Source organism: Thermocrispum municipale DSM 44069 (assembly GCF_000427825.1).
GTDB classification, from domain to species: domain Bacteria; phylum Actinomycetota; class Actinomycetes; order Mycobacteriales; family Pseudonocardiaceae; genus Thermocrispum; species Thermocrispum municipale.
On record NZ_ATYT01000007.1, the window covers coordinates 228,599 to 250,616 of the forward strand.

Annotated in this window: 23 protein-coding genes; 6 read left to right on the top strand and 17 right to left on the bottom strand. The window is 69.0% G+C overall.

Annotated features, from left to right (window positions below):
* Position 1: 1 nt before the first annotated feature.
* From YWM_RS0109515 to YWM_RS0109590, 16 genes are all read right to left on the bottom strand, one after another.
* Entirely contained in the window at positions 2-196 is a 195-nt protein-coding gene (locus YWM_RS0109515; protein ID WP_028850537.1) for a ferredoxin, read from the bottom strand.
* A 114-nt stretch (positions 197-310) separates the two neighbouring features.
* Positions 311-1,627 carry a phytoene desaturase family protein gene (locus tag YWM_RS0109520; protein ID WP_028850538.1) on the bottom strand — a complete coding sequence of 439 codons (1,317 nt, stop codon included), beginning with the start codon at positions 1,625-1,627 and terminating at the stop codon, positions 311-313.
* A 19-nt stretch (positions 1,628-1,646) separates the two neighbouring features.
* Positions 1,647-2,807, bottom strand: a complete 1,161-nt coding sequence (locus YWM_RS0109525) for an acyl-CoA dehydrogenase family protein (RefSeq protein WP_028850539.1) — start codon at positions 2,805-2,807, stop codon at positions 1,647-1,649.
* 2 nt (positions 2,808-2,809) lie between these two features.
* The gene (locus YWM_RS0109530; protein ID WP_028850540.1) at positions 2,810-4,009 is read right to left on the bottom strand and encodes an enoyl-CoA hydratase-related protein; all 1,200 of its coding nucleotides are present in this window, start codon (positions 4,007-4,009) and stop codon (positions 2,810-2,812) included.
* A gap of 256 nt (positions 4,010-4,265) precedes the next feature.
* On the bottom strand, positions 4,266-5,027 hold the full coding sequence (locus YWM_RS0109535; protein WP_028850541.1) for a 3-hydroxyacyl-CoA dehydrogenase: 762 nt from the start codon (positions 5,025-5,027) through the stop codon (positions 4,266-4,268).
* A 19-nt stretch (positions 5,028-5,046) separates the two neighbouring features.
* Entirely contained in the window at positions 5,047-6,234 is a 1,188-nt protein-coding gene (locus YWM_RS0109540; RefSeq protein ID WP_028850542.1) for an acetyl-CoA acetyltransferase, read from the bottom strand.
* Positions 6,231-7,625: an OB-fold domain-containing protein gene (locus YWM_RS0109545; protein WP_028850543.1), complete on the bottom strand. Its 1,395-nt coding sequence runs from the start codon at positions 7,623-7,625 to the stop codon at positions 6,231-6,233. The genes YWM_RS0109540 and YWM_RS0109545 overlap by 4 nt, the downstream gene beginning before the upstream one ends.
* Positions 7,622-8,830 carry an acetyl-CoA C-acetyltransferase gene (locus tag YWM_RS0109550; RefSeq protein ID WP_028850544.1) on the bottom strand — a complete coding sequence of 403 codons (1,209 nt, stop codon included), beginning with the start codon at positions 8,828-8,830 and terminating at the stop codon, positions 7,622-7,624. Before YWM_RS0109550 ends, YWM_RS0109545 begins: the two co-directional genes overlap by 4 nt.
* Positions 8,827-10,107, bottom strand: coding sequence for an acetyl-CoA hydrolase/transferase family protein (locus YWM_RS22895; protein ID WP_043660307.1), 1,281 nt, complete (start codon positions 10,105-10,107; stop codon positions 8,827-8,829). The genes YWM_RS0109550 and YWM_RS22895 overlap by 4 nt, the downstream gene beginning before the upstream one ends.
* A gap of 4 nt (positions 10,108-10,111) precedes the next feature.
* Positions 10,112-10,366: a hypothetical protein gene (locus YWM_RS0109560; protein WP_052344720.1), complete on the bottom strand. Its 255-nt coding sequence runs from the start codon at positions 10,364-10,366 to the stop codon at positions 10,112-10,114.
* A 10-nt stretch (positions 10,367-10,376) separates the two neighbouring features.
* On the bottom strand, positions 10,377-10,868 hold the full coding sequence (locus tag YWM_RS0109565; protein ID WP_028850546.1) for an aromatic-ring-hydroxylating dioxygenase subunit beta: 492 nt from the start codon (positions 10,866-10,868) through the stop codon (positions 10,377-10,379).
* A complete protein-coding gene (locus YWM_RS0109570; RefSeq protein ID WP_028850547.1) occupies positions 10,865-12,139 on the bottom strand; it encodes an aromatic ring-hydroxylating oxygenase subunit alpha in 1,275 nt (424 codons plus the stop codon). Before YWM_RS0109570 ends, YWM_RS0109565 begins: the two co-directional genes overlap by 4 nt.
* Before the next feature lie 18 nt (positions 12,140-12,157).
* Positions 12,158-13,861 carry a class I adenylate-forming enzyme family protein gene (locus YWM_RS0109575; protein WP_028850548.1) on the bottom strand — a complete coding sequence of 568 codons (1,704 nt, stop codon included), beginning with the start codon at positions 13,859-13,861 and terminating at the stop codon, positions 12,158-12,160.
* A 323-nt stretch (positions 13,862-14,184) separates the two neighbouring features.
* On the bottom strand, positions 14,185-14,958 hold the full coding sequence (locus YWM_RS0109580; protein ID WP_028850549.1) for an enoyl-CoA hydratase/isomerase family protein: 774 nt from the start codon (positions 14,956-14,958) through the stop codon (positions 14,185-14,187).
* A 2-nt stretch (positions 14,959-14,960) separates the two neighbouring features.
* A complete protein-coding gene (locus YWM_RS0109585; protein WP_028850550.1) occupies positions 14,961-15,770 on the bottom strand; it encodes an enoyl-CoA hydratase/isomerase family protein in 810 nt (269 codons plus the stop codon).
* A 1-nt stretch (position 15,771) separates the two neighbouring features.
* Positions 15,772-16,533, bottom strand: coding sequence for an enoyl-CoA hydratase/isomerase family protein (locus YWM_RS0109590; RefSeq protein WP_028850551.1), 762 nt, complete (start codon positions 16,531-16,533; stop codon positions 15,772-15,774).
* A gap of 202 nt (positions 16,534-16,735) precedes the next feature.
* On the opposite strand from YWM_RS0109590, the gene YWM_RS0109595 reads away from it, so the two are divergent.
* The 6 genes from YWM_RS0109595 (at position 16,736) to YWM_RS0109620 (ending at position 21,248) form a co-directional block, all read left to right on the top strand.
* Positions 16,736-17,533, top strand: coding sequence for an SDR family NAD(P)-dependent oxidoreductase (locus tag YWM_RS0109595; RefSeq protein WP_028850552.1), 798 nt, complete (start codon positions 16,736-16,738; stop codon positions 17,531-17,533).
* A gap of 29 nt (positions 17,534-17,562) precedes the next feature.
* On the top strand, positions 17,563-18,186 hold the full coding sequence (locus tag YWM_RS0109600; RefSeq protein WP_028850553.1) for a TetR/AcrR family transcriptional regulator: 624 nt from the start codon (positions 17,563-17,565) through the stop codon (positions 18,184-18,186).
* Positions 18,187-18,375: 189 nt separating this feature from the next.
* A complete protein-coding gene (locus tag YWM_RS0109605) occupies positions 18,376-19,008 on the top strand; it encodes a class I SAM-dependent methyltransferase (RefSeq protein WP_028850554.1) in 633 nt (210 codons plus the stop codon).
* A 60-nt stretch (positions 19,009-19,068) separates the two neighbouring features.
* Positions 19,069-19,704 (top strand): class I SAM-dependent methyltransferase, encoded by a 636-nt coding sequence (locus YWM_RS0109610; RefSeq protein WP_028850555.1) that lies wholly within the window; start codon positions 19,069-19,071, stop codon positions 19,702-19,704.
* A gap of 60 nt (positions 19,705-19,764) precedes the next feature.
* Complete coding sequence (locus YWM_RS0109615) at positions 19,765-20,361, top strand: carboxymuconolactone decarboxylase family protein (protein WP_028850556.1); 597 nt, start codon at positions 19,765-19,767, stop codon at positions 20,359-20,361.
* Positions 20,358-21,248 (top strand): RNA polymerase sigma-70 factor, encoded by an 891-nt coding sequence (locus YWM_RS0109620; protein ID WP_028850557.1) that lies wholly within the window; start codon positions 20,358-20,360, stop codon positions 21,246-21,248. The genes YWM_RS0109615 and YWM_RS0109620 overlap by 4 nt, the downstream gene beginning before the upstream one ends.
* Here the strand turns inward: YWM_RS0109620 and YWM_RS0109625 are convergent.
* Positions 21,236-21,937, bottom strand: coding sequence for a Type 1 glutamine amidotransferase-like domain-containing protein (locus tag YWM_RS0109625; protein ID WP_043660310.1), 702 nt, complete (start codon positions 21,935-21,937; stop codon positions 21,236-21,238). The two genes, YWM_RS0109620 and YWM_RS0109625, sit on opposite strands and share 13 nt — an antisense overlap.
* Between the last annotated feature and the right edge of the window lie 81 nt (positions 21,938-22,018).

The window sequence follows — 22,018 nt, forward strand, 5'->3', positions numbered from 1 at the left end:
GTCAGTCCTGGTGCAGCCGGAGCGCTTCGGTCGGGCAGCCGTCCACGGCCGCTTCGATGTCGGCAAGCTGTCCCGGCGGAACTTCGTCGGTCTTGAGCACCAGGTCGCCGTCGTCGTCGATTTCGAACACGTCGGGGGCCAGCGACTCGCAGATGCCCAACCCGGTGCACTTGCTGCGGTCAACGGAGATCTTCACAAGCCTTCACTCCTTTCGGATTCGGACGTGGTCACGCGTGGAGATGGCGCGTGCGGCCAGCACAGGCCGAGCCCGCGGCGCCACTGGCGGGGGCCGCAGGCGTAGCGACACGACTCAGGCGTGCGCGCCGACCGGGAAACGCTCGGCGATCTGCTCCACCACGAGCTTCGCCGTCTCCGCGCAAGCGGTCGTCCCGCCGTTGGCGTACTCCTTCACGCCGTCGCCGACGTTCCACAAATTCGCGATCGGGGTGGTGTTGGGCAGGTCGAACCCGGCGACCGCACGCTGCGGCGGCCAGTCGTCCTTGGTCACCGCCCACGACAAGATGCGTGCCCGGTCGAAACCCGGGATCTGCTCCCGCAGATCGGTGAGCAGCAGCTCCTTCTCCGCCTCTTCGTCGAACGCCCCGACCGCCGGCTTCGGCACCGATGTGCCGACGTAGAGGTTCCATCCCTCCGGCGCCATCTCCGGGCAGGTGTCGGTGAAGTTGGCGACGTAGCAGAGCCGACGCGTGTTGGCGAAGCTCAGCATCCCCGGCACGTCGACCAGTCGCTCCTGGCTGGCGAAGTTGACCGTGATCATCGCGCACGGACGATCGCCGCGGCGCACCTGCTCCAGGTAGTCGCCGGGCAGATGCTCCTGGCCCACCAGCTGCACGGTCGCGGCCGGGCCGACGTCACTCACCGCGATGCGCGTAGCGACCTCGATCTGCTCCCCGTCCCGCTCGACGACAGCGCCGGTGACCTTGCCCTCCGCCACCGTCAACGCCTTGACCTCGGACGACAGCCAGATCTCGCCGCCTTTCGCGGTGATCGCCTCGGCCAGCGAACGCCAGATACCGATCGTCCCCTCGGGACAGAACCCGAACTTCTTGAACGCGCTCTTGCGCGTGAAATACGTCAGGAACACCCGCGCGGGCAGCTCCTCCGAACCCACCGCGAAGACCGAGCCGCACATGTTGCGGAAGATTCCGTGCACGTTCTCGTTCTTGGTGAACTTCCGGACCCAGTCCGCGGTCGACAGCTCGTGGTCCGGCAGCCCGTCGTCGCTGCGGGCCGCGCCGAGACCGTTGAGCAGCTTGGCGCCCTGGCGGGTCAGTTTGGACAGCAGGAAACCCCAGCCGCCGCCGGTGACGTCGATGTCCTTGCCCCCGATGCGATACAGGATCGGCGGCTTCGGCCGTCGGACGTCGAACTTCGCGCCGACCTCTTCGAACGTCTGCTGGGTGATCCCGTCGACCTCGATCACGATCGCACCGTTGTTGACCTTGAACCCGTCGATGTCCCTGGTGGACGCGCGCCCACCGAGGTGCTCGAGGCGTTCCACCACCAGCGTGCGGTACCCGAGGTTGGTCAGCCGGGCGGCGGCGAACAGTCCGCCCGCGCCCGCACCGACCACGAGCGCGTCGAAAGTCCTGTCTGTGCTGGTCATCAACTCGCCTTTCCGCCGGTCAGTAGGAGTCCGGCAATCGGAGGCTGTGCTGGGCGACGTAGTTGAGCACCATTTCCCTGCTGACCGGGGCGGTCCGCATGAGCCGGATGACGAACCACAGGTCGGCCAGCCCGTACTCGCGGGAGAGCCCGTTGCCGCCGTGCGTCTGGATGGCTTGGTCGAGTGCCTTCAAACCGGCCTCGGCCGCCGCGAACTTGGCGATGTTGGCCGCTTCGGCGGCATCGGCGTCGGCGTCGAACAGTTCGGCCGCTCGCATCATGACCAGGCGCGCCATCTCGACGGCGATGTAGGACTCCGCGAGCGGGTGCGCGATACCTTGGTGTGCACCGATCGGCGTGGACCACACTTGCCGCTGCCTGGCGTACTCGCCGGCCTTGCCGACGGCGTAGCGCCCAACGCCGGTGCACAGGGCCGCCGCCAGGATCCGCTCCGGGTTCAACCCGGCGAACACCTGTCGCAGGCCGGCGCCGGCCTTCCCGATCAAGCTGTCCGGCCCCAGCCGTACGTTGTCGAGGAACACGGTGAACTGGCGGTCCGGTGACGTCAGCGCGGTGTCGATGCGCTGCAGCGTCAACCCGGGCGAATCGAGCGGAACCACGAACAGCGACAACGCCTTGCGCTCGTCGGTCGCCAGGTCGCCGTCCCGCGCGACCAGCAGCAACGCATCGCACTCGTCGGCGGCGGAGATGTAGTACTTTCCGCCGGAGACGACCCACCCGTCGCCTTCCTTGCGTGCGGTGGTGGACACGTTGTGGCTGTTGGACCCCGCGTCAGGTTCGGTCAGCGCGAACGCCATCTTCAGCGAGCCGTCGGCGATGCCCGGCAGCCACTTCGCCTTCATCTCCGGCGAGCCGTGCTTGTTCAGGATCGAACCGCAGATCGCGGGCGAGATGACCGTGATGAGCAACGGCATGCCGTGTGCCGCCAGCTCCTCGATGACGATGGCGAGCTCGGACATGCCCGCACCACCGCCGCCGTACTCCTCCGGCAGGTGCACGCCCAGCAGGCCCGCCTGGCCGAGCTCGCTCCACAGCTCGTCGATGTGCTCACCGCGCCGCGAACGCTCGGCGTAGTACTCGTGCCCGTACTTCGAGGCGATCTTCGCCACGCTCTCCCGCAGCAAGCGGTGGTCGTCGTTGTCGATGACGAGGCCCGTCATGATTACCGTCCCCTGAATGTCGGAGTGGATTTCGTCAGGAAGGCGGCCACGCCCTCCCGCGCATCGGCGGTGGTGGCGGTGCGTGTGATCGCCTCGGTCTCGGCGGCGAGCTGCTCAGGCAGCGTCGCCGACCAGGAGCCGGCCAGCAGCCTGCGCATGGCTCCGTAGGCCTCGGTGGGCCCTTCGGCCAGCCGTTGCGCGGTGGCCCGAGCTCGGTCCTCGAGTTCGCCGGGCGCGACGACGTCGGTGACCAGGCCCCACTCGGCAGCCTCCTGCGCGTTCAGCACGCGCTGTTCGAGATACATCTGCTTCGCGCGGCGCAGGCCGATGAGCCTGGGCAGGAACCACGAGTTGCCGCCGTCCCCGGACAGTCCGAGCGCGGCGAATCCGGTGGCGAACTTGGTGCCTTCGGCGGCGAACGCGATGTCGGCCACGCAGACCAGGCCAAGCCCACCGCCAGCCACCGCACCGTGCGCGGCCGTCACGACCGGAGCCTTCAACTCGCTGAAGATACGCAGCGCTTCGTGGTACGGCGTGGTCATCCGGCGCAAGACCGCGGGCAGGTCTTTCGTGGCATGGTTGCCGATCTCCGCGATGTCCCCGCCGACGGTGAGCGCGGGTCCCTCACCGGTGATGAGCAGAGTCCTCAGCTCGGGCGTCGCGGCGCAGCGCAACGCGACTTCGTACAGCTCGTCGGCCGCCTGCTGGTTCAACGCGTTGCGGGCTTCCGGGCGGTTCAGGCGGATCTCGCCGAGGCCGTCGGTGACGGTGAAGTCCACGGTTCGCAGCACCTGGCCCGGCCGGTCCAGCGCCTCGTTCCACCGCGCACTGTCGGTGAGCTGGACGAGTTCACGAATGCGGCCGTCCGCGAAAGACACCACGTGCATGAACTCGGCGTCGAGCGGGGCGTCGCCTGCGCGGGCCTTGCCGGTGTAGCGCCCGCGCACCAGCAACCGTCCGTCCTCGAGGAAACCGAACTCCTCCGGCTCGGCGCGCGCGACGAAACTCGAGCCGATCCGCCCCCAGAACTCCCGGCGCATCGCCTGCGGACCCTGGTAATCACCGCCGAGCCCGAGCGGGAGCCCCTCGGTGGTGTGGCCCGTGAAGCTGGGATGCAGCACCTCCTCGAGCGCCTGGCGGTCGCCCGACGCCAGTGCCCGATACAGCCGTCTGGCCAGCTCTTCCGCTGCCGCCCGGTCCACCGGCCTCACCTCCCGCGATTCGTCTTCTAATTTAACGTAAATAAGAAACTGTGGCTAGGGTGGCACCCTTCACAGCACGCTACGGTCACCCACTCGGACCCAATTTTGAAGACAGGATCGAGTACGCGCAGGAAGAAACTGCAGCCGAGACGTCGACCGCGCGCTACCGGAAGGGCCGAGGGCGCGTCGAACACGCACCAAGGGCCGGCCACCGGCACCGCAACCCGGCAGCCGGCCCGTCGACCGTCAGCCCCGATCAGCGCGGCGCCATGCGGATGGCCCCGTCGAGCCGGATCGTCTCCCCGTTCAGCATCGGGTTCTCCACGATGTGCCTGGCCAGCGCCGCGTATTCCGCCGGGTCGCCGAGCCGCGACGGGTGCGGCACCTGGGCACCCAGCGACGCGATCGCCTCCTCCGGCAGCGTCGCGAACAGCGGCGTGTGGAACAGCCCCGGCGCGATCGTCACCACCCGGATCTGCAGGCTCGCCAAGTCACGGGCGATCGGCAGCGTCATGCCGACGATCCCGCCCTTGGACGCCGAATACGCCGCCTGCCCGATCTGCCCGTCGAATGCGGCCACCGACGCGGTGTTGATGACGACGCCGCGCTCCTCACCTACCGGATCGGTCTTGGCGATGCGCTCCGCGCCCAGCCGGATCACGTTGAACGTGCCGACCAGGTTCACGTTGATCACCTTGGTGAACTCGGCCAGCGGGAAGGCGCCCTTCTTGCCGACGGTCTTGATGGCGCTGCCGATGCCGGCACAGTTCACCACGATCCGCAGCGTGCCCAGTTGCTCGGCCGCGTCCAGTGCCTTCGACACCTGCTGTTCGTCGGTCACGTCGGCCGCGGCGAAGGTCACCCCGTCGCCCAGCTCCTCGGCAATCGCCTCGCCCTGCGACGAGGGCAGGTCCACGATGACGACCTTGGCGCCTGCACCGTGCAGCTCCTTGACCGTTGCCAGCCCGAGCCCCGACGCGCCACCGGTCACCAGCGCGACCGCGTTACCGACCTGCATACGCCCGCTCCTTTCTTCGTCAGCCTCGGTCGGATCCGACCACCGACACGAACGACACGCAACTGCCTGGACGGCCGCCCAGGTTGTGGGTGAGCGCCAGGTGCGGGTCGTCCAGCTGCCGCTCGCCCGCCTGGCCACGGAACTGCAGCCAGCATTCGTAGAGCATGCGCAGGCCGCTGGCGCCGACCGGATGACCGAACGACTTCAACCCGCCGTCGGTATTGACCGGCAGCCTCCCGCCGAGCTCGAACGCGCCGTCGAGGATGTCCTTCCACGCCTGCCCGCGCTCGGCGAAGCCCATGTCCTCCATGAGTACCAGCTCGGTGGGCGTGAAGCAGTCGTGCACCTCGGCCAGCGAGATCTCGCTGCGTGGATCGGTCACCCCGGCCTGCTCGTAGGCGTCCTGGGCGCTGCGCACGACCTCGGGGAACGTCGTGTAGTCGTAGTCCGGATCGGCGGCGCCGCGAGCCGGGCCGGCGACCAGCGACAGCCCCTTGACGTACATCGGCCGGTCGGTGTAGTTGTGCGCTTCCTCGGCGCGGACGATGAGCGCGGCCGCCGCGCCGTCGGACACCCCGGAGCAGTCGAACACGCCCAGGCGGCCCGCCACCTTGGGCGCTGCCTCGATCTTCTCCTTGGTCACCTGCGACTGGAACTGCGCTTTGGGATTGCGCGCGCCGTTGCTGTGGTTCTTCCATGCCACGTGGGTCATCGCGGCCCGCATGTCCGCGGGGTCGACGCCGTAGCGTGCGCAGTACGCCGGGTCCAGCAGCGAGAAGGCCGCGGGCGCGGTCAGGCTCAGCTCCGCGGCCGTGCCGTCTCCCGGCGGGTCGGAGCGCAACAGGCCGGAGTAGCCGGAATCCTTCAGCTTCTCCACCCCGACCGCGACCACCCGGTCGTAGGCGCCGGAGGCCACCGCGTAGCAGGCGTTGCGGAACGCCTCGGAGCCCGTCGCACAGTAGTTCTCCACTCGCGTCACCGGCTTGTAGTCCAGCGCCAGCGCCTTGCTCAACGTGAGCCCGGACTGGCCGGAGGCCAGCGTGCCGAGCCAGTACGCCTCGATGTCGTCCCGGCTCACCGAGGTGGAGTCGAACAGTTCCTTGGTCGCGTCGACCAGCAGGTCCTCCGCCGAGGAAGACCAGTGCTCGCCGAAGCGAGTGCACCCCATGGCGACGACGGCGACCTTGTCGCGGATTCCCTTGCTCATACCGCACCTCCGACGGGCGTGCTGCGTTCCGGTGCGAGCACCCGCGCCTTCCAGAAGTAGTTGTGCACGCCTCTGGCGGTGTACAGGCGCCGGAACGACAAGTCGACGCGTGTTCCCACCGCGAGGTCGTCCGGCTGGGCGTCGGCGACCTCCAGCGTGTATCGACCGCCGCCGTCGAAATCGACGATGGCTTCGATCAGGGGCGGTGACGGCGAGTAGGCCAGCCGGTCGACGGTGTACGTCGCCACTGTTCCGGTAGCCGCAGCCAGCGAACGTGCCTCCATCTCATCCATCGCACCGCAGTTCTTGCACACCCGCATCGGCGGCAGATGCGTGAACCCGCAGCGCGAGCACACGCTCCCGGTGAACGAGAACTTCCAATCGGCTGCGCGGGCGCTCGGTGGGCCGGCGGGCCGGTCCGGCTCCGGGCGGCGCGGCGGCTCCCGCTCCAGCCACCCACGCCAGCTCAGATAAGTCGCGTACGCAACGTCGATGCCGCCGCCCAGCTGGTCGGCCACTGTGCGCTGCTGCCGTTTGCGCACCAGGTTCTCGGTGGCCCGCAGCAGGACGGCGTCACACCCGTCGGCGGCGGACAGCACGAGGATCGTCTCCCCCGGCATGGCCCGATCCAGCATCGACGCCAGGCCGAGCCCGAAGTCCGCGGCACCGGAGTGACCGAGCGGCGAGGTGGCCGCCCCGGAGAAAAGTCGCGCAGCCTGTTTGCGGACGCCGGGATTGGGTGAGACGACCACCATGTGGTCGACGGCTTCCAGTCCGGCCTCAGCCAGCATCTCCCCGGCCGCCCGCTTCAGCAGCGGCACGTAGTGCTCGACACCGAACCGCTCCTCCCACCCCTCGCCCGCAAGTTGGCCGGGCGCCCGCCACCGGTCCAAGATCTCGGTCGACCACGAACGCTCGGCGAGGACGTCGGCGATCGCCCCTTTCGGGTCTCCGAACAGCAGGGCGACCGCACCGTCACCGCCGGTCCGCTCGTCCGACGACCCCGGCCGGCCGACCCGCACGTCCGCCGACACCGCGAGCCCGCCGTCGGCCTTGGCCGCGCGCCAGGCAGCCATGCCGGACCGCGCCGAGCCGGCCAGGTCGGCGGCGAACGCCTCCGGCGGCAAGCCCAGTGCGGCGTGGATGGCCGAAGCATTGGTCTTGTCGAGATACGCGGGCGAGGTGGTGGCGAAATAGATGCTGCGCGGCGTCGCCGGATACGACCGCAGCAACGCGGCGGCGGCCTCCACAGCCATCGTCGTGCTGTCCTCGTCGAACGAAGCCACCACGCGGGAACCGCGACCCGACCCCGTCCCGAGGGTGCTCGCCACCTCGGACAACTGGAGCCGGTGCTTCGGCAGGTACGTGGCGTAGGCGACGAGCGCGGTCATGCCACCCCCTCGATGAGCGCGGCCATCCCCTGACCACCGCCGATGCACATCGTCTCCAGCGCGAGCCTGCCGCCGCGGCGGTGCAGCTCGTGCAGCATGGTGGTCAGGATTCGCACGCCGGTCGCGCCGATCGGGTGACCGAGCGAGATGCCCGAGCCGTTGACGTTCAGCCGGTCGGCGATCTCCTCTTCCTTGACGCCCCAGCCCTTCAGCACGCCGAGCACCTGGCCGGCGAACGCCTCGTTGATCTCGATCAGGTCGACCTCGTCGAACGACACCCCGGTGCGGTCGAACAGCTTCGCCACCGCGGGCACCGGGCCCAGGCCCATGGTCGCCGGATCGCAACCCACGGCCGTCCACGCCCGCAGGAAACCGAGCGGCTGCAGGTTCAGCTCGTCCAGGACGTCCTCCGCCACGATCAGGCACGCCGCGGCGGCGTCGTTCTGCTGGCTCGCGTTGCCCGCGGTGACCGTGCCGCCCGGGATGATCGGCCGCAGCTTGGCCAACCTCTCCGGGGTCGAGTCGGGCCGGATGCCTTCGTCCTGGGCGAAAACGACCGGGTCCCCCTTGCGCTGCGGCACCTCCACCGGCACGACTTCGTCGGCGAACTTGCCCGCCTGCCATGCGGCGGCCGCCCGCTGATGGCTGCGCGCGGCGAACGCGTCGGCCTCGTCGCGGGTGATGCCGTAGCGACTGATGACGTTCTCGGCGGTCTCGATCATGCCGCTGATCGGACCGAACCGCCATTCCGGTTGGGAACGCTCCCGGCCCCGATCAAGGCGGTCGTAGAAGGTCACGTTGCCCGCGCGCCTGCCCCACCGCAGATCGGTCGTGTAGTGCTCGATGTTGCTCATGCTCTCCACGCCGCCCGCGATGACCACGTCGGCGTTGCCGGTCTGCACCATCATCGCGGCGGTGGCCACCGCCTGCAGCCCGCCCCCGCACCGTCGGTCGGTCTGCAGACCCGGGACCTCGATGGGCAGCCCGGCGTGCAGCGCGACCCACCGCCCGATGCACGGCGCCTCGGAGTTGGCGTACGACTGCGCGAACACCACGTCCTCGACCCGGCCGGGGTCGACGTCGGTGCGCGTCATCAGCTCCTTGACCACGTGCGCGGCCAGGTCCTCGGCGGGAACCGGGCGCAGCGTGCCGCCGAAAGCACCCACGGGTGTGCGCAGCGGACTGACGATCGCCGCTCGCCTCATACCAGCACTCCACTTCGTCGCAAAGATTCTTCCGCAGCTTCTGCCAGCGCCGTGCGGTGATCGGGATGCGCGATGGCCAGCATCCGCTCGTACCGGGCGCGCAACGGCTGACCACGCAGGTCGGCCACCCCGTACTCGGTCACGACCACACCGGCGTCCGCCCGCGCCGTGCTCACCGGCCCGGACACACTCGGCACGATCCGGCTTGTGCCGTTCGCCGTGGACGGCAGCACGACCAGCGGCAAACCGCCTTTCGACCGAGCTGCCCCACGCAGGAAGTCGACCGCACCGCCGACGGCTCCGACGTAGTCGCCCGCGGCCACCTCGGCGTTGACCTGTCCGGACAGATCCACCTCCACGGCCGAATTGATCGCCACGAACCGGTCGTGTGCGGCCAGCACCGAGGCGTCATGGGTGTAGCCGGAGTCCCGCAGCTGCACGGCCGGGTTGCGGTGCGCGAACGCGAACACCCGCCGCGTGCCCATCAGCATCCCGGCCACGGACACGCCCCGGTCGATGCTCTTGCGGGCGTTGGTGATCACGCCGGCATCCATCAGGTCCGCGGCGGCGTCGTTCAACTGTCCGGAGTGGACGCCCAGGTCGCGACGGTCGGCGAGCTGAGCCAGCACGGCCGCAGGCAACGCGCCGATCCCGAACTGCAGCGTCGCACCGTCGTCGATCAACGCCGCCGCGTTGGCAGCCACCTGCTGCATGACCGGACTCGGCGCCGGGGTGGCCGATTCCGCTGGCGGCCGGGACGTGGGCACGACGACATCCAGATCGTCATCGGTCAGCCAGCGCGTGCACCGCGTCTGCGGCACTTGGTCGTTGACCTCGGCGATGACCACGCGGGCGGTGTCGATGGCCGCCGAGTAGTAGTCGTCGCCGATGCCTAGCGAGTACCGCCCCTGCTCGTCGGGAGCGGACACCTGCACCAGGACGACGTCTGCGCGCAACGGACCTTCGGTCAACAGAGTCGGCAACGTCGAGTAGTGCACGGGCGCGACGTCCATCGCGCCGGCTCGCAGCATCCGTCGGTTGCTTCCGCTGCCGCAGTAGGAGACGAACGAGATCGCGTCGGCGAACTCCGGCCGCAGCGTCCGGGTGACCGGGATGCCGACGAAACACCGGATCGGCGCCACCTGGTGTCGCTGCCGCATCAGCTCCTCGGTCAGGGTCACCGGCTCGGCGCACGTCTGGCCCCAGACCACGGTGTCCCCTGGCCGGACGAACTCGGCGAAGTCGAGCTCGTCCGGCCGCACGATCACCGGCGGCATACGCTCATTTGTCCTCTCGCCAGCGATGCGCCGAGGGGTCCAGCAGCTGCCGCAGGTGCCCGTCCGGCAACCAGACGACGGTCTCCAGCTCCAGCGCGTCGAGGTAGCGCACCCGACCGGTCCGCAGGTCCTCCAGCTTCAACCGTGGGCCGTTGCCCTCGTGGTCGACGCTCACCGCGACCTCGGCGAACTCGCTGCCGACCACCTCGGGCGAGGAAGGACCGACCACCACGCCGGGGCGATCCTGTTCGTCACTCATCGGTCCTCCCCTAGATCAAGAACGCCAGCGTCGGCAACGGCTGGTCCTTGTTCACCAAGCTGACCTTCTTGTACGCCAGGCGGATCTCGCCGTCCACCACACGCAACTTGTAGGTGACGCGCCCGGCCCAGATCTCCATGCCCCGCGTCCGGGACTCGACGAGCACGAAGTTCGCGCCGACCACGGTGTCGGAGCCCTCGGTGCCGAGAATCTCGACGTTGGAGATCACCCGCCGCAAGTTCGACGGCGGCGACTGCGAATAGCGCTTGCCGGTGCGTAGCTGCTTGAGCCGCGTGGCGATGCGGTTGCGGTTGTCGTAGATGACCGACACCTGGCTGCGCGGGTCGGCCGCGTCGTCACCCGCGGGCACCCAGTAGAGCGCGTCGTCGGTCCATAACGCCTCCCACGCGTCGTAGTCGTGCTCGTCGGCGTAGCGCGCTTCCCGGTACAGGAACTGCTCGATCTGCCGCAGGTCCAGCCCCGCATCGGCTACCGCGGTCACTTGTCGTCCTCCATCAACGTCTTGTAGTGCGACCAGAAACCCCGCATCCCGGTCTCGTCGGTGGCGGTGCCCACGCGCAGCCCCCGTTCGTCGACCCGCTCCCGGTGCATGCCGCGACGGATCTCCAGCCACTCGGGCCGCAGCTGCTCGGCGCCGACCTGGTTCCGCTCGTACATCTCGGTGTCGTCGGCCAGCAACATGCCCGCGGGCCCGACCGAGCCGATCGACTGCGAGATCATCCGCCGGTTCAACTCCGGCGCGCCCTTGAGCTGGACCGCGGTCGAGTGCTGGACGCACTCGTCGACCGACAGCGGCTGGATGACGAAGACCTGGATCTCCGCGATGAACAGGTTCGGGAAGATCATCACGTGCGGGGCGCCCTCGACGAGGATCTGCTCCGCCTCGTCGCCGTAGGCCTGGCGCATCTTCGCCACGTAATCCGGCACGCGGTCGGGGGTCGTGCCGAACCACCGCATCGGCTCACCGTGCCTGCGGAACTCCGGGCGCAGGTCGTTCTCGCTGTGCCCGTTGCCGAGATCGCGGGTGACCGCGGTGGACTTCTCGCTGTACAGCGCGCCGATCGGGCTGCCGGTGACGCTGAAGATCGAGCCGTGCACGAACTGCGGGTGGTAGCCGTCGGTCTCGTTCTCGGCGAGCAGCTTCCAGTTCGCTCGCGTGCGGTGCTTGAGCCAGCCCGCGTTGAGCTCGACCTCGCCTTCCGGGGACAGCCGGCACAACCGGTCGATCTCCCCGGCGGCCGCGCCGAGGTGCTCGGTCAGCGTCGGCCCGTCCTCGGCGAAGCTGCCGAACACGAAACCCCGGTACGACTCGACCCGCGGCACCGTCGCCATGCCGAGATTCAGCTTCCCGCGACCGCCGTAACCCTGGTGGTACGGATACCCGAGCAGCTCGCCGTTGTTCCGGAACGTCCACCCGTGGTACGGGCAGCGGAACGAGTTCGAGTTGCCCCGCTCGTCCTCACACACCAGGTTCGCGCGGTGTGCGCACCGGTTCACCAGCAGGTGGACCTGACCTTCCCGGTCACGGGTCATCACCAGGTCCTGCGGTCCGATGTTCTTGCGCACGTAGTCGCCCGGTTGCGGCACTTCGCTCTCGTGGCCCACGTAGACCCAGGTTCGATACCAGATCCGCTCGAGCTCCTCGGCGAAGATCCTCGGGTCGGTGTAGAGGCTTCCGTGCACCCGTTCCGGCTGGATCAAGGCCGAGTAGTCGGGTCGATCCGTGCCTGCTTGGGGCACTGTGGCAGTCACGCAGTCCATCCCCTTCGGTCAGTTGTCCTTGGTCGCCGCCAGCTGCTCTTGCGCCCACTTCACCAGCCGGAACTTCTGCACCTTGCCGGTCGGCGTGGTGGGCAGCTGGGCCGAGTCGAGGAACAGCACGTACTTGGGCACCTTGAAGCGGGCCAGCTTCTCCTTGCAGAGCGTGATGACCTCGTCGGCGGTGATGGATTCGCCGGGGGCTCGCACGATGCAGACACAGCCCGCGTCGCCCCAGCGCTCGTCCGGGATGCCCACCGCGTACACCTGACTGATCGCCGGGTGCTTGCTCAGCAGGTCCTCGATCTCCTTGGGCATCACCAGCTCGCCGCCGCTCTTGTACAGCTCCTTGCTGCGGCCGGTGATCTCCAGGTAGCCGTCCTCACGCACCCGGCCCAGGTCGCCGGAACGGATCCACCCGTCCTGAATGGCGGCGGCGGTCTCGTCCGGCTTGTTGAAGAACCCGAGCATGTTCGTCGGGCCCTTGGAGGCCAGTTCGCCTTCGGTGTGCGGCGGCAGGTCCTCCCCGGTCACCGGGTCCACCGTCTTGTAGACCGTCAGCGCGTCCTGGCCCGGCACGCCCGCGCTGCCGGCCAGCTTCGGCTTGCCCACCGTGCTGGCCGTGTAGAACAGGTCGTCCTCGGGCTGAGTCATCGTCATGGCGCCACCGCACTCGGTCATGCCGTAGCCGGTGACGATCTCGTCGACGCCGAGCTCGTCGCGCACCCGCTCCCACAGCCACACCGGCGCGGGCGCGGCGCCGGACAGGATCGCCGACAGCGAGCTCAGGTCGAACTCCTTGCGCCGCGGATGCTCCAGCAGCGGGACCGTCATGGTCGGCACGCACAGAATGTCGGTCGCCTTGTGCCGTTGAATGCCCTCGAAGTAGCGGACCGGGTCGAACGCGGTCTGCGGGATGATCGCGCCGCCCACCACCATCGCGGCGAGCATGCCCTCGACGTAGCCGAACATGTGGTAGCAGGGCAACGAGAACAGGATTCGGCGCCCGTCCTCGAACGCCCGGGTCAATGCCGAGGCGTAACCGGTGCGCTGCACCGCGTCGTGCGTGACCTGAACGCCCTTGGGCGAGCCCGTGGTGCCCGACGTGTAGAGGATGTCGCCGATGTCGTCCGGCTGCGCCTCGTCGCTCGCTGCGCCCGGATTCTGCTCGCCGAGTTCGGCCAGCCCGGTCACGTCGAGGACGCCGTCGCGCTGCCGCTGGTCGGTGGAGAAGAGCACGACCTTGCGCAGGTTCGGCAATTCGTCCGACTGCCCCTGTTCCCAGCCCGGCGCGATCTCGTCGAGCATGGCCAGGTAGTCGAGGTCGCCGAAGCCGGTCATGGTGATCAGCACCGAGCACTCCGACTGCCGCAGCACGTACTTCAGCTCGTCGGTGCGGTACAGGTAGTTGAACGGGATGGCCACCGCGCCTGCTTTGGCGATCGCGAACTTCACCGGCGCGAATTCCAGGTAGTTGGCCATCAGGATGCCCACGTGGTCACCCGGGCGCACGCCGAGCGCGGCCAGCCCGTCGGCCAGCTTGCTCGCCCACTCCGCGGTCTCGGCGTAGCTGATCGTCCGCTCGTCGGTGATGACGAAGGGCCGGTCGGCGAACTGGCTGGTGCAGTAGTCGAGCCACCCGCCGAGGGTGCGCGGCACCCATTCGGAAAAGTTTGCCCGGAGCCTAGAGCGTCGTTGCTCGATGTCGGTCGCCACGGCAGGCCTCCTTCCTTAATCGTAGTTAGATTAACTGATCCACCTACGGGGCACAACCAACACGAACACCCCTTCTCCGCTTGTCGAGTCCTCGCTTACGAGCAGCCGTTCACCCTGCCGCGAATGCGTGCAAAACGGGCAAGTTGAACACGAAAAGATCGCTCGAGCGCGACATCGGCGTGAGCCGCGCCACGAACCGTCCGCGCCAGCACCGCCGGACGCTCACGACACCCTGCCGCCCTCGAACGGTTACCCATGGCCACGGCACCTAATTCAAAGTAGAAAACGATCTCGATGCCCGCCGGACGCGAGCCCGGCGAGCCTCACCGCCCGTGGAAGTTCGGCCGCCGCCGTCGGTGGAAGGCGGCCACCCCTTCGGCGAAGTCCTCGGTGTCGAACAGCCGAGCCTGTACCTCGGTTTCCTCGTCGAGCACCCGCCACGGGTCCCGGGGCCACGCCGCGAACATCGCCTTGATCTCGGCCAGCGCCAGCGGCGGTCCGTCCGCCATCGCGGCCGCGTCCGCGAGCGCATCCGGCAACGCCTCCCCCGGTTCGGCGAGACCGTCCACCAACCCGATGTCCTTGGCCTGCTGGGCGGACAGCCTGCGCGGCAACAGCATCAGTTGCCGGGCAGCCGCGGGCCCGATCCGGGCGGGCAGTGACGCGAAGATGCCCATGTCACCGGCCAGGCCGACACCGGTGAACGCGGTACTGAACGTGCTGTCCGAAGCCGCGACCACCCGATCGCAAGCGATCGCGAGCGCGGCGCCCGCCCCGAAGGCATAGCCCTCGACCGCCGCGATCACCGGTTTCGGTCCGCGCCAGATCTCCTTGATCACGCGCTGCGCGGCCTTCGACCGGGGCAGCGTCTCCTCGCGCGGCATCCGCCGCATGGTGGAGATGTCGCCGCCGGAACAGAACGTGCCGCCCGCTCCGGTGAGCACCACCACACGCACGCCGGGGTCCGCCATCGCGGCTTCCACCGCGTCCCCCAGCTCGACGCGCAGTTCGAGATCGATCGCGTTGCGCTTGCTCGGGCGGTTCAACGTGATCACCCGCACCGGCCCGCGATCCTCGGTCAGCACACAGTCGGCCATCGTTACTTCCCGGTGAATCGCGGGGGCCGGCGTTCGATCACCGCAGCCAGGCCCTCCAACGCATCGGCCGTACCGGACAGCTCGGCCACCGTACGCGCCTCCTCGGGCAGCTGCTCCTCCAGCGACGAGCCGACACCCCGCCACACCAGGCGCTTGGTCGCCGCGATGGCCTGCGACGGCAGGGCGGCGATCGTCCGCGCGAGCGCCAGCGCTTCGTCGAAGACCGACTCGTCCGGGACGACCTTGGTGAGCAGTCCGACTTCCAGGGCTTGCGCCGCGGTCAACGTCGGGTTCGTCAGCAGGATCTCCATGGCCTTGCGCAGCCCGACGAGCCTGCTGAGGGTCACCGTCGCGCCGGCGTCGGGCGCCATCCCGACCCGGACCGCACCGGAGAAGAACTTCGCCCCCTCGGCCGCGACCACCAAATCGGCGGCGCACACCAGGCCGAACCCGCCACCACCCGCGGCGAACCCGTGCACCGCGGCAATCACCGGCGGCTTGAGCTGCACCAGCGCCGACACCGCCATCTGCAGCCGTGCGGTGGCTTCCCGCAGGTAGTCCGGCAACCCGTCGCCCTTGCTGGCGAAGTCGCGTACGTCGCCACCCGCACAGAAGTTCTTGCCCTCGCCGGAGAGGATCACGGCCCGCACCGTCGGGTCGCCGTGAATGCGCATGACGGCCGCGTGCAGCGCCTCGAGCAGCTCGACGTTCATGCCGTTGGCGGCATCCGGACGGTTGAGGCGCACTCGGGCGATGCCGTCGGGCTCGTACGACAGCAACACCGGGCCGGCACCGATCACTTCCTCGGTCATGTCAGGCTCCCTTGCCTTCGGTGAACGAGGCGATCCCGCTGCCTGCCGCATCGCCTCCCACGTGCTCGACGACGGCGTTCAGCTCCATTGCCAGACCGTCGGCCTCCGCCATGGTCAAGCCCCGACGCACCAGCCGCTTGATCTTGCCGAGAGCGGCCCGGTCCTTCTCGGCCAAGCGCGCCACGAACGCGTCGACGCCGTCGGCGAACTCCTCGGTTTCGAAACTGCGATAAGCCAGGCCCCACTCCGCGGCCTGCCGCCCGGTGATCCGTTCGCCGGACAGGATGTGTCCGAGGGCGCGCTGTCTGCCGATCAGTCGCGGCAGCCGTTGCGACCCGCCACCGCCCGGGATCTGGCCGAAGTTGGCGTGGTTGTCGGCGAGCTTGGCGTCGGCCCGCACCAGCGCGATGTCGCTGGCCTGCATCAGCTCGAAGCCGCCCGCCATGGCGTAGCCCTCGACCACCGCGACCACCGGAACGGGCAGTTCGGCGATGGTGTTGCAGGCACGGTGGAAGTTCTCGAACAGCGGCCGCAGCGCGTCCGGGCCGGACTCGCGCAGACGGGCCAGTTCCTTGAAGTCGCCGCCGACCGAGAAGTTGCCGCCCGCGCCGCGGATGACGATCACGGTCGCCGTCCTGGCCAGGCTGCGCAGCGCCCGCTCGAGCTGCTCGCCCAACTCGACCGTGATGGCGTTCATCGCCTCCGGCCGGTTCAGCACGATGTGCCCGACCGGCCCGTCCTCGCCGGTGGTTACCACGGCCACGGCGCCCCCAGGAGGGCTCGCACGTCCGATTCCGACACCAGTCATCGCCTCCTGCGCCCCGATCCGGGCGAGCGTTCCCCGTCGGTACTTGCGCGCATCCGCACGCTCGTCCTCATTTGCCGCACGGTCATGAATTTCGAATTGAAGATAAATTAGGTAGGATGCGACCGTCAACCACGGCCGCCCAGCATGGAGGGCAGGAATGGATCTCGGCCTGCGGGAAGCTCGGGTACTCGTCACCGGCGGGGCCGCCAACATCGGTCGCGGCATCGTGCACGGGTTCGCCGAGGAAGGCGCTCGCGTGGCCATCTGCGACATCGACGGCGAACAGGCCGGCCGGGTGCGCAAGGAAGCCCTGGAGCGGGGCGCCGCGGCGGCCGAGGTCGTCCAGCAGGACCTCACCGAGGAGGGCGCGGGTGCTCGCGTCGTCGGCCGGGTGCTCGAGCTGTGGGACGGCATCGACGTGCTGGTGAACAACGCGGGCTGGAGCGTGCCCGGATTCATCGCCGAGGACACCGATCGGGCGCGTTGGCAACGCCTGGTCGAGGTCAACCTGTACGGCACCATCGAGTGCACGCAGGCCGCCATCGGCCCGATGCGCGAAGCGGGACAGGGTTCGATCGTGTTCATCTCCAGCGACGCGGCCTTCGGCGAGATCCGGCAAGGGGTCTACGGCGCCACCAAAGCTGCCGTGCTCGCGCTGGCCAGGACCGTGGCGAAAGAACACGGCAGGCACGGCATCCGGTCCAACGTGGTGTGCCCGGGCCTGGTCCTGCCGGAGGACGACGACGCGATCGGGTCGACCAGCCTGTGGGCGGTCGGGCAGGACTCGGTGTTCGACGCCGACCAGATCGACTACATCCGCAAGCAGATCCCGCTACGTCGCCTCACCACGGCACAGGACATCGCCGCGTCCGTCGTCTGGGTTTCCTCGGAGCGCGCCGCGCGGCAGGTGACCGGGCAGGTGTTCTCGGTCAGCGGCGGATATTCCATGCCCTGAGGCATGCCACGAGGCGATGGGACGGTCAGGTGGCAACCAAGAACGACAACGGCACCAAGGACACCAAGAACGCTGCCGGAACGACGCGGGATCGCATTCTGCAAGCCGCGGCCGCCCTGCTGAGCAAGAAGGGCTACTCGGCAACGCGGTTGGTGGACATCGCCGAGCTCGCGTCGGTGCGTGCGCCCGCGCTGTACTACTACTTCGACTCGCGGGAAGAGCTGATCGCCGAGGTCATGGCGACCGGTCAGCGCAGGCTACGAGAGCACGTGGAAGGCGCGCTCGCGGCGCTGGACGACCAGACCCCGCCGATGGATCGCATCGAGGTCGCCGTGCAGGCCCACCTGCAGGTGGAGTTGACGTTGTCCGACTTCGCCACCGCGGTCACGCGCAATCTCGGTCAGCTTCCCGACGAGGTGCGGGACCGGCTGCGGTCGGAAGGAGCCGAATACATCGATCTCTGGCGCCGGCTGCTGGAGCAGGCCCGCAAGGCCGGGGCGATCCGGCCCGACCTGGACCTGCGCGCCGCGCGCATGCTGGTGATGGGTGCGCTGAACTGGACCACGGAATGGTGGGACCCCCGCCAGGGATCCCTCGACGCGGTCATCGACACCGCGAAGAGCCTGGTGCGGCACGGATTGACGAGCGGCTGACCGACACTTTTTCACCTCATCGAGCGACAACCCCATGCAGGCCGCCGTCCGTGCAGGCGGCATACAGCCATCAGCGATCAAAGGGATTGTCGTGTCCAACACCGCCGAACGCCGCTGCGCGTGCTGATCGGAGGTCCCTGATGGGGATTCGACTGGCCGGCAGCGCCGACGACACCGCACACTGTCGCCGTGACAACCTCCAGACCACGGTCCGAGTTCGACTCAGCCTACGCCGAGGGCAGCACCCCGCCCTGGGACATCGGCGAGCCGCAACCGGCCATCGTGCAGCTGGAACGAACTGGGCAGATCAGTGGCCGGGTCCTGGACGCGGGCTGCGGGACTGGTGAACACGCCATCTACCTCGCCCAGCGGGGCTATGACGCGCTGGGCATCGACTTCGCGCCACGCGCGATCGCGCTGGCAGACCAGAAGGCGGCAGCCCGCAACGCCCCGGCGCAGTTCGCAGTCGCCGACGCGCTCGAGCTGACCGGTCCGCCGCGGTTCGACACGGTTGTCGACTGCGGCCTCTTCCACGTCTTCGGGGCACAGGACCAGGCGAAATACGTCGCGAACCTGCACGCTGTGTGCCGTCCCGGCGCACTCGTGCACGTGCTGGCCCTGTCGAACCGCGGCCCCGGAATCGGCCCGGCCATGAGCGACGAGCCGCTGCGGGAGGCTTTCATCGAAGGCTGGCGGCTGCGGGTGCAGGAAAGCACGCTTCGCGTCCTCGTGCCGCCGGACACCGATCCGGCCTGGGGGCTGACGCCGAACCAACCCGCGGACATCCCCGCCTGGCTCGCCACCGCCGAGCACGTGGGTTGAGCGCTACGCGACGGAGATATTCGGTGGCCCGCCGCGACGGCGGTACCGCAGACTGACAGCGTGACAGCATCTATCCCGCAGTCGGATTTCGACTCCGCCTACGCAGCCGGTTCCCCACCGTGGGTCATCGACGAGCCGCAACCGACCATCGTGCAGCTGGAACGGGATGGCCGGATCACCGGTCAGGTACTGGACGCCGGCTGCGGCACCGGTGAACACACCATCTACCTGGCGCAGCGCGGATACGACGTACTCGGCATCGACTTCTCACCGACGGCGATCGCCCGGGCGTCGGAGCAGGCGAGAACACTGGGGGTTCCGGCGAAGTTCGAGGTCGCGGACGTGATGGACCTGTCCGGGCCGCCCCGCTTCGACACGATCGTCGACAGCGCGCTGTTCCACGTGTTCGGTCAGCGCGAGGAACGACTGCGGTACGCCGCAAACCTGCACGCCGTGTGTCGCCCCGGCGGTCGGGTGTACGTGCTGGCTCTCTCCGATGCCGGGCCTGGTCTCGGGCCACAGATTCCCGACGACTACATCCGGGACGCGTTCACCGACGGCTGGCGGCTGCTTGACCTGCAGGAAAGCCGGTACCGGGTGATCGTGCCGCCGTACGTCGACCCGGCACTGGGCCTCACGCCGAACGAGTCCGCGGACATGCTCGCGTGGCTGGCGACCGTGGAACGGCGAGACTGAGTGTCACATCGGCGTGCCGGCCGGTGTCTTCTTGTCGAACCCGGATACAGGAGGACGAAGATGACCGGCACTGCCAGACTCCCCCAAGCCGAAATCACCGGACTCAGCGGCTGGCTCGTCAAGTCGATGGCCAAGCGCATGATGGGCGGCGACATACCCGAAGGCGTCGGCGTCATGTGGCACAGCCCGAAGGTCGTCAAGGACACCAGCATGTTCGGCCGGAAGGCGAACAAGTGGCCGAACGTGCCGTCCGACTTGAAGGCGTTGTCGCACATGGTCGCCGCGTCGACCATCGGTTGCACGTGGTGCCTGGACTTCGGCTACTACCAGTCGCAGCATGAGGGCTTGGACCTCGCCAAAGCCAGGGAAGTGCCGCGCTGGCGCGCCTCGACGGTCTTCACTCCGCTGGAGCGTCGGGTGATGGCCTACGCCGAGGCCATGTGCCAGCTGCCGCTCGCGGTGACCGACGACATGGTCGACGAGCTGCAGGCCGACCTCGGCCCGGCGGGTGTGCTCGAGCTGACCGCGTGGATCGCCTGCGCGAACATGACCGCGCGCATGGGCGTAGCGCTCGGGCTCGAGGCCGCTGGGATGTCCGCACACTGCGGCTTGCCGCCGCTGGCCGAGCGGGAAGAGCGGGAGGTCGAGCGAGCGTGACCGACAATCCGTTCGTCACCCACCGCAGCCTGCTGTTCACCGTGGCCTACGAGCTGCTCGGCACCGCGGCCGACGCCGAGGACGTGGTGCAGGAGACCTGGCTGCGGTGGAACGCGGCGGACCAGGACGCGGTGCGCGATCCGCGCGCGTACCTGGTCCGCACGGTGACCAGGCAGGCCCTCAACCGGTTGCGCACGCTCGCTCGCAGGCGCGAGGAATATGTCGGCAGCTGGCTGCCGGAACCCGTGCTGACCAGCCCGGACGTCGCCGATGACGTCGAACTCGCCGAAAGCGTGTCGATGGCGATGTTGACCGTGTTGGAGACGCTGACGCCGACCGAGCGGGCGGTGTTCGTGCTGCGCGAGATCTTCGCCGAACCGTTCGAGGAGATCGCCAAGGCGCTGGACAAGTCGCCCGCGGCGGTCCGGCAGATCGCGCATCGGGCCCGGTCGCATGTGGCGGCCCGGCGCCCGCGCCGCGCGGTCAGCCGCAGCGAGCAGCAGGAGGTGGTCGAACGGTTTCGCGTCGCGATGGCCACCGGCGACATCGACGGACTGATGGAGGTGCTCGCCCCGGACGTGGTGCTGGTGTCCGACGGCGGCGGTGTGGTGAAGGCCTTCCTCCGGCCGATCGTCGGGATCGACGCGGTGGCCCGGGTGGTGGCCGCGTTCCCGAAGAAGCTGCCCAACGGCCGGGTCGAGGAGCTGGTGCTCAACGGCGCGCCCGCGCTGCGGCTGTACGTCGACGACACCCCCGACGGCACGTTCAGCTTCCGCATCGAGAACGGCCGGATCACGCACATCTACGGCGTGCGCAACCCGCACAAGATGGGCAAGCTCAGCGAGCCCGTGCCGCTGACCCGCCAGGGAGAGGCTCAGCCCAGGTAGCGCACCGGCAGCGGCCGCTCCACCACGTCGTCGCCGTCGCGTGCGACGGCGAACGCCTGACCGTTCGGCCGCTCGCTGACCGCTTCGACGAGTTCGCCGCCGCGCCAGATGAGCGCGACGCCGTCGTCGGCGGCGTGGCCCGCGGGAAGCTCGCCGTCACGCACCATCCGGCGGTAGGACTCCTGGCGCTCCGCCTCGCCGAAATAGTGCGGGCAGGCCGAGCCCGGCAGCATGCCGAGGCCGTCGGGCAGCGGGGCGAGCGGGCCGAACGAGTCGGTGGAGCTGCCTTGGTACCAGCAGTTCATGCCCGCGCTGACCCCGGCGAAGACGGCGCCGTTCCGCTCGGCCTGCGCCAAGATGTCCGGTAGTCCGTGCAGTCGCCAGACGGCGAGCAGGTTGGCCGTCGACCCGCCACCGACGTAGATGACGTCCTGGTCGAGCAGCATCGACGGATCGGTGTACCCCCACGGGTCGCGGCAGAACAGCGACAACACCGATGTGCGGGCGCGGCCGGCGAACGCGCGCTCGAACCGTGCCGCGTACTCGACGTCGTCACCGGTGGCGGTCGGCACGAAGCAGACGGCTGGTTTGCCGCCGCCTGCGGTCGACAGGATGAGCTCGTCGATCGGCGTCACCCGGCCCTCGGCCGAGAACCCGCCCCCGCCGAGCGTCACGAAGGTTCCAGTCACGTCCGCCAGCCTAGGGCGATCCGCGTATGTGACTCGCATCACTCCCCTGCTGCCGGTACAACACCCCGGCACGTGCCATCC

Coding starts and splice junctions, on each gene's coding strand:
- YWM_RS0109520 (WP_028850538.1), bottom strand. CDS start 1,627: ATGACCAGCACAGACAGGACTTTCGACGCGCTCGTGGTCGGTGCGGGC.
- YWM_RS0109525 (WP_028850539.1), bottom strand. CDS start 2,807: ATGACGGGCCTCGTCATCGACAACGACGACCACCGCTTGCTGCGGGAG.
- YWM_RS0109535 (WP_028850541.1), bottom strand. CDS start 5,027: ATGCAGGTCGGTAACGCGGTCGCGCTGGTGACCGGTGGCGCGTCGGGG.
- YWM_RS0109540 (WP_028850542.1), bottom strand. CDS start 6,234: ATGAGCAAGGGAATCCGCGACAAGGTCGCCGTCGTCGCCATGGGGTGC.
- YWM_RS0109545 (WP_028850543.1), bottom strand. CDS start 7,625: ATGACCGCGCTCGTCGCCTACGCCACGTACCTGCCGAAGCACCGGCTC.
- YWM_RS0109550 (WP_028850544.1), bottom strand. CDS start 8,830: ATGAGGCGAGCGGCGATCGTCAGTCCGCTGCGCACACCCGTGGGTGCT.
- YWM_RS22895 (WP_043660307.1), bottom strand. CDS start 10,107: ATGCCGCCGGTGATCGTGCGGCCGGACGAGCTCGACTTCGCCGAGTTC.
- YWM_RS0109560 (WP_052344720.1), bottom strand. CDS start 10,366: ATGAGTGACGAACAGGATCGCCCCGGCGTGGTGGTCGGTCCTTCCTCG.
- YWM_RS0109580 (WP_028850549.1), bottom strand. CDS start 14,958: ATGGCCGACTGTGTGCTGACCGAGGATCGCGGGCCGGTGCGGGTGATC.
- YWM_RS0109585 (WP_028850550.1), bottom strand. CDS start 15,770: ATGACCGAGGAAGTGATCGGTGCCGGCCCGGTGTTGCTGTCGTACGAG.
- YWM_RS0109595 (WP_028850552.1), top strand. CDS start 16,736: ATGGATCTCGGCCTGCGGGAAGCTCGGGTACTCGTCACCGGCGGGGCC.
- YWM_RS0109615 (WP_028850556.1), top strand. CDS start 19,765: ATGACCGGCACTGCCAGACTCCCCCAAGCCGAAATCACCGGACTCAGC.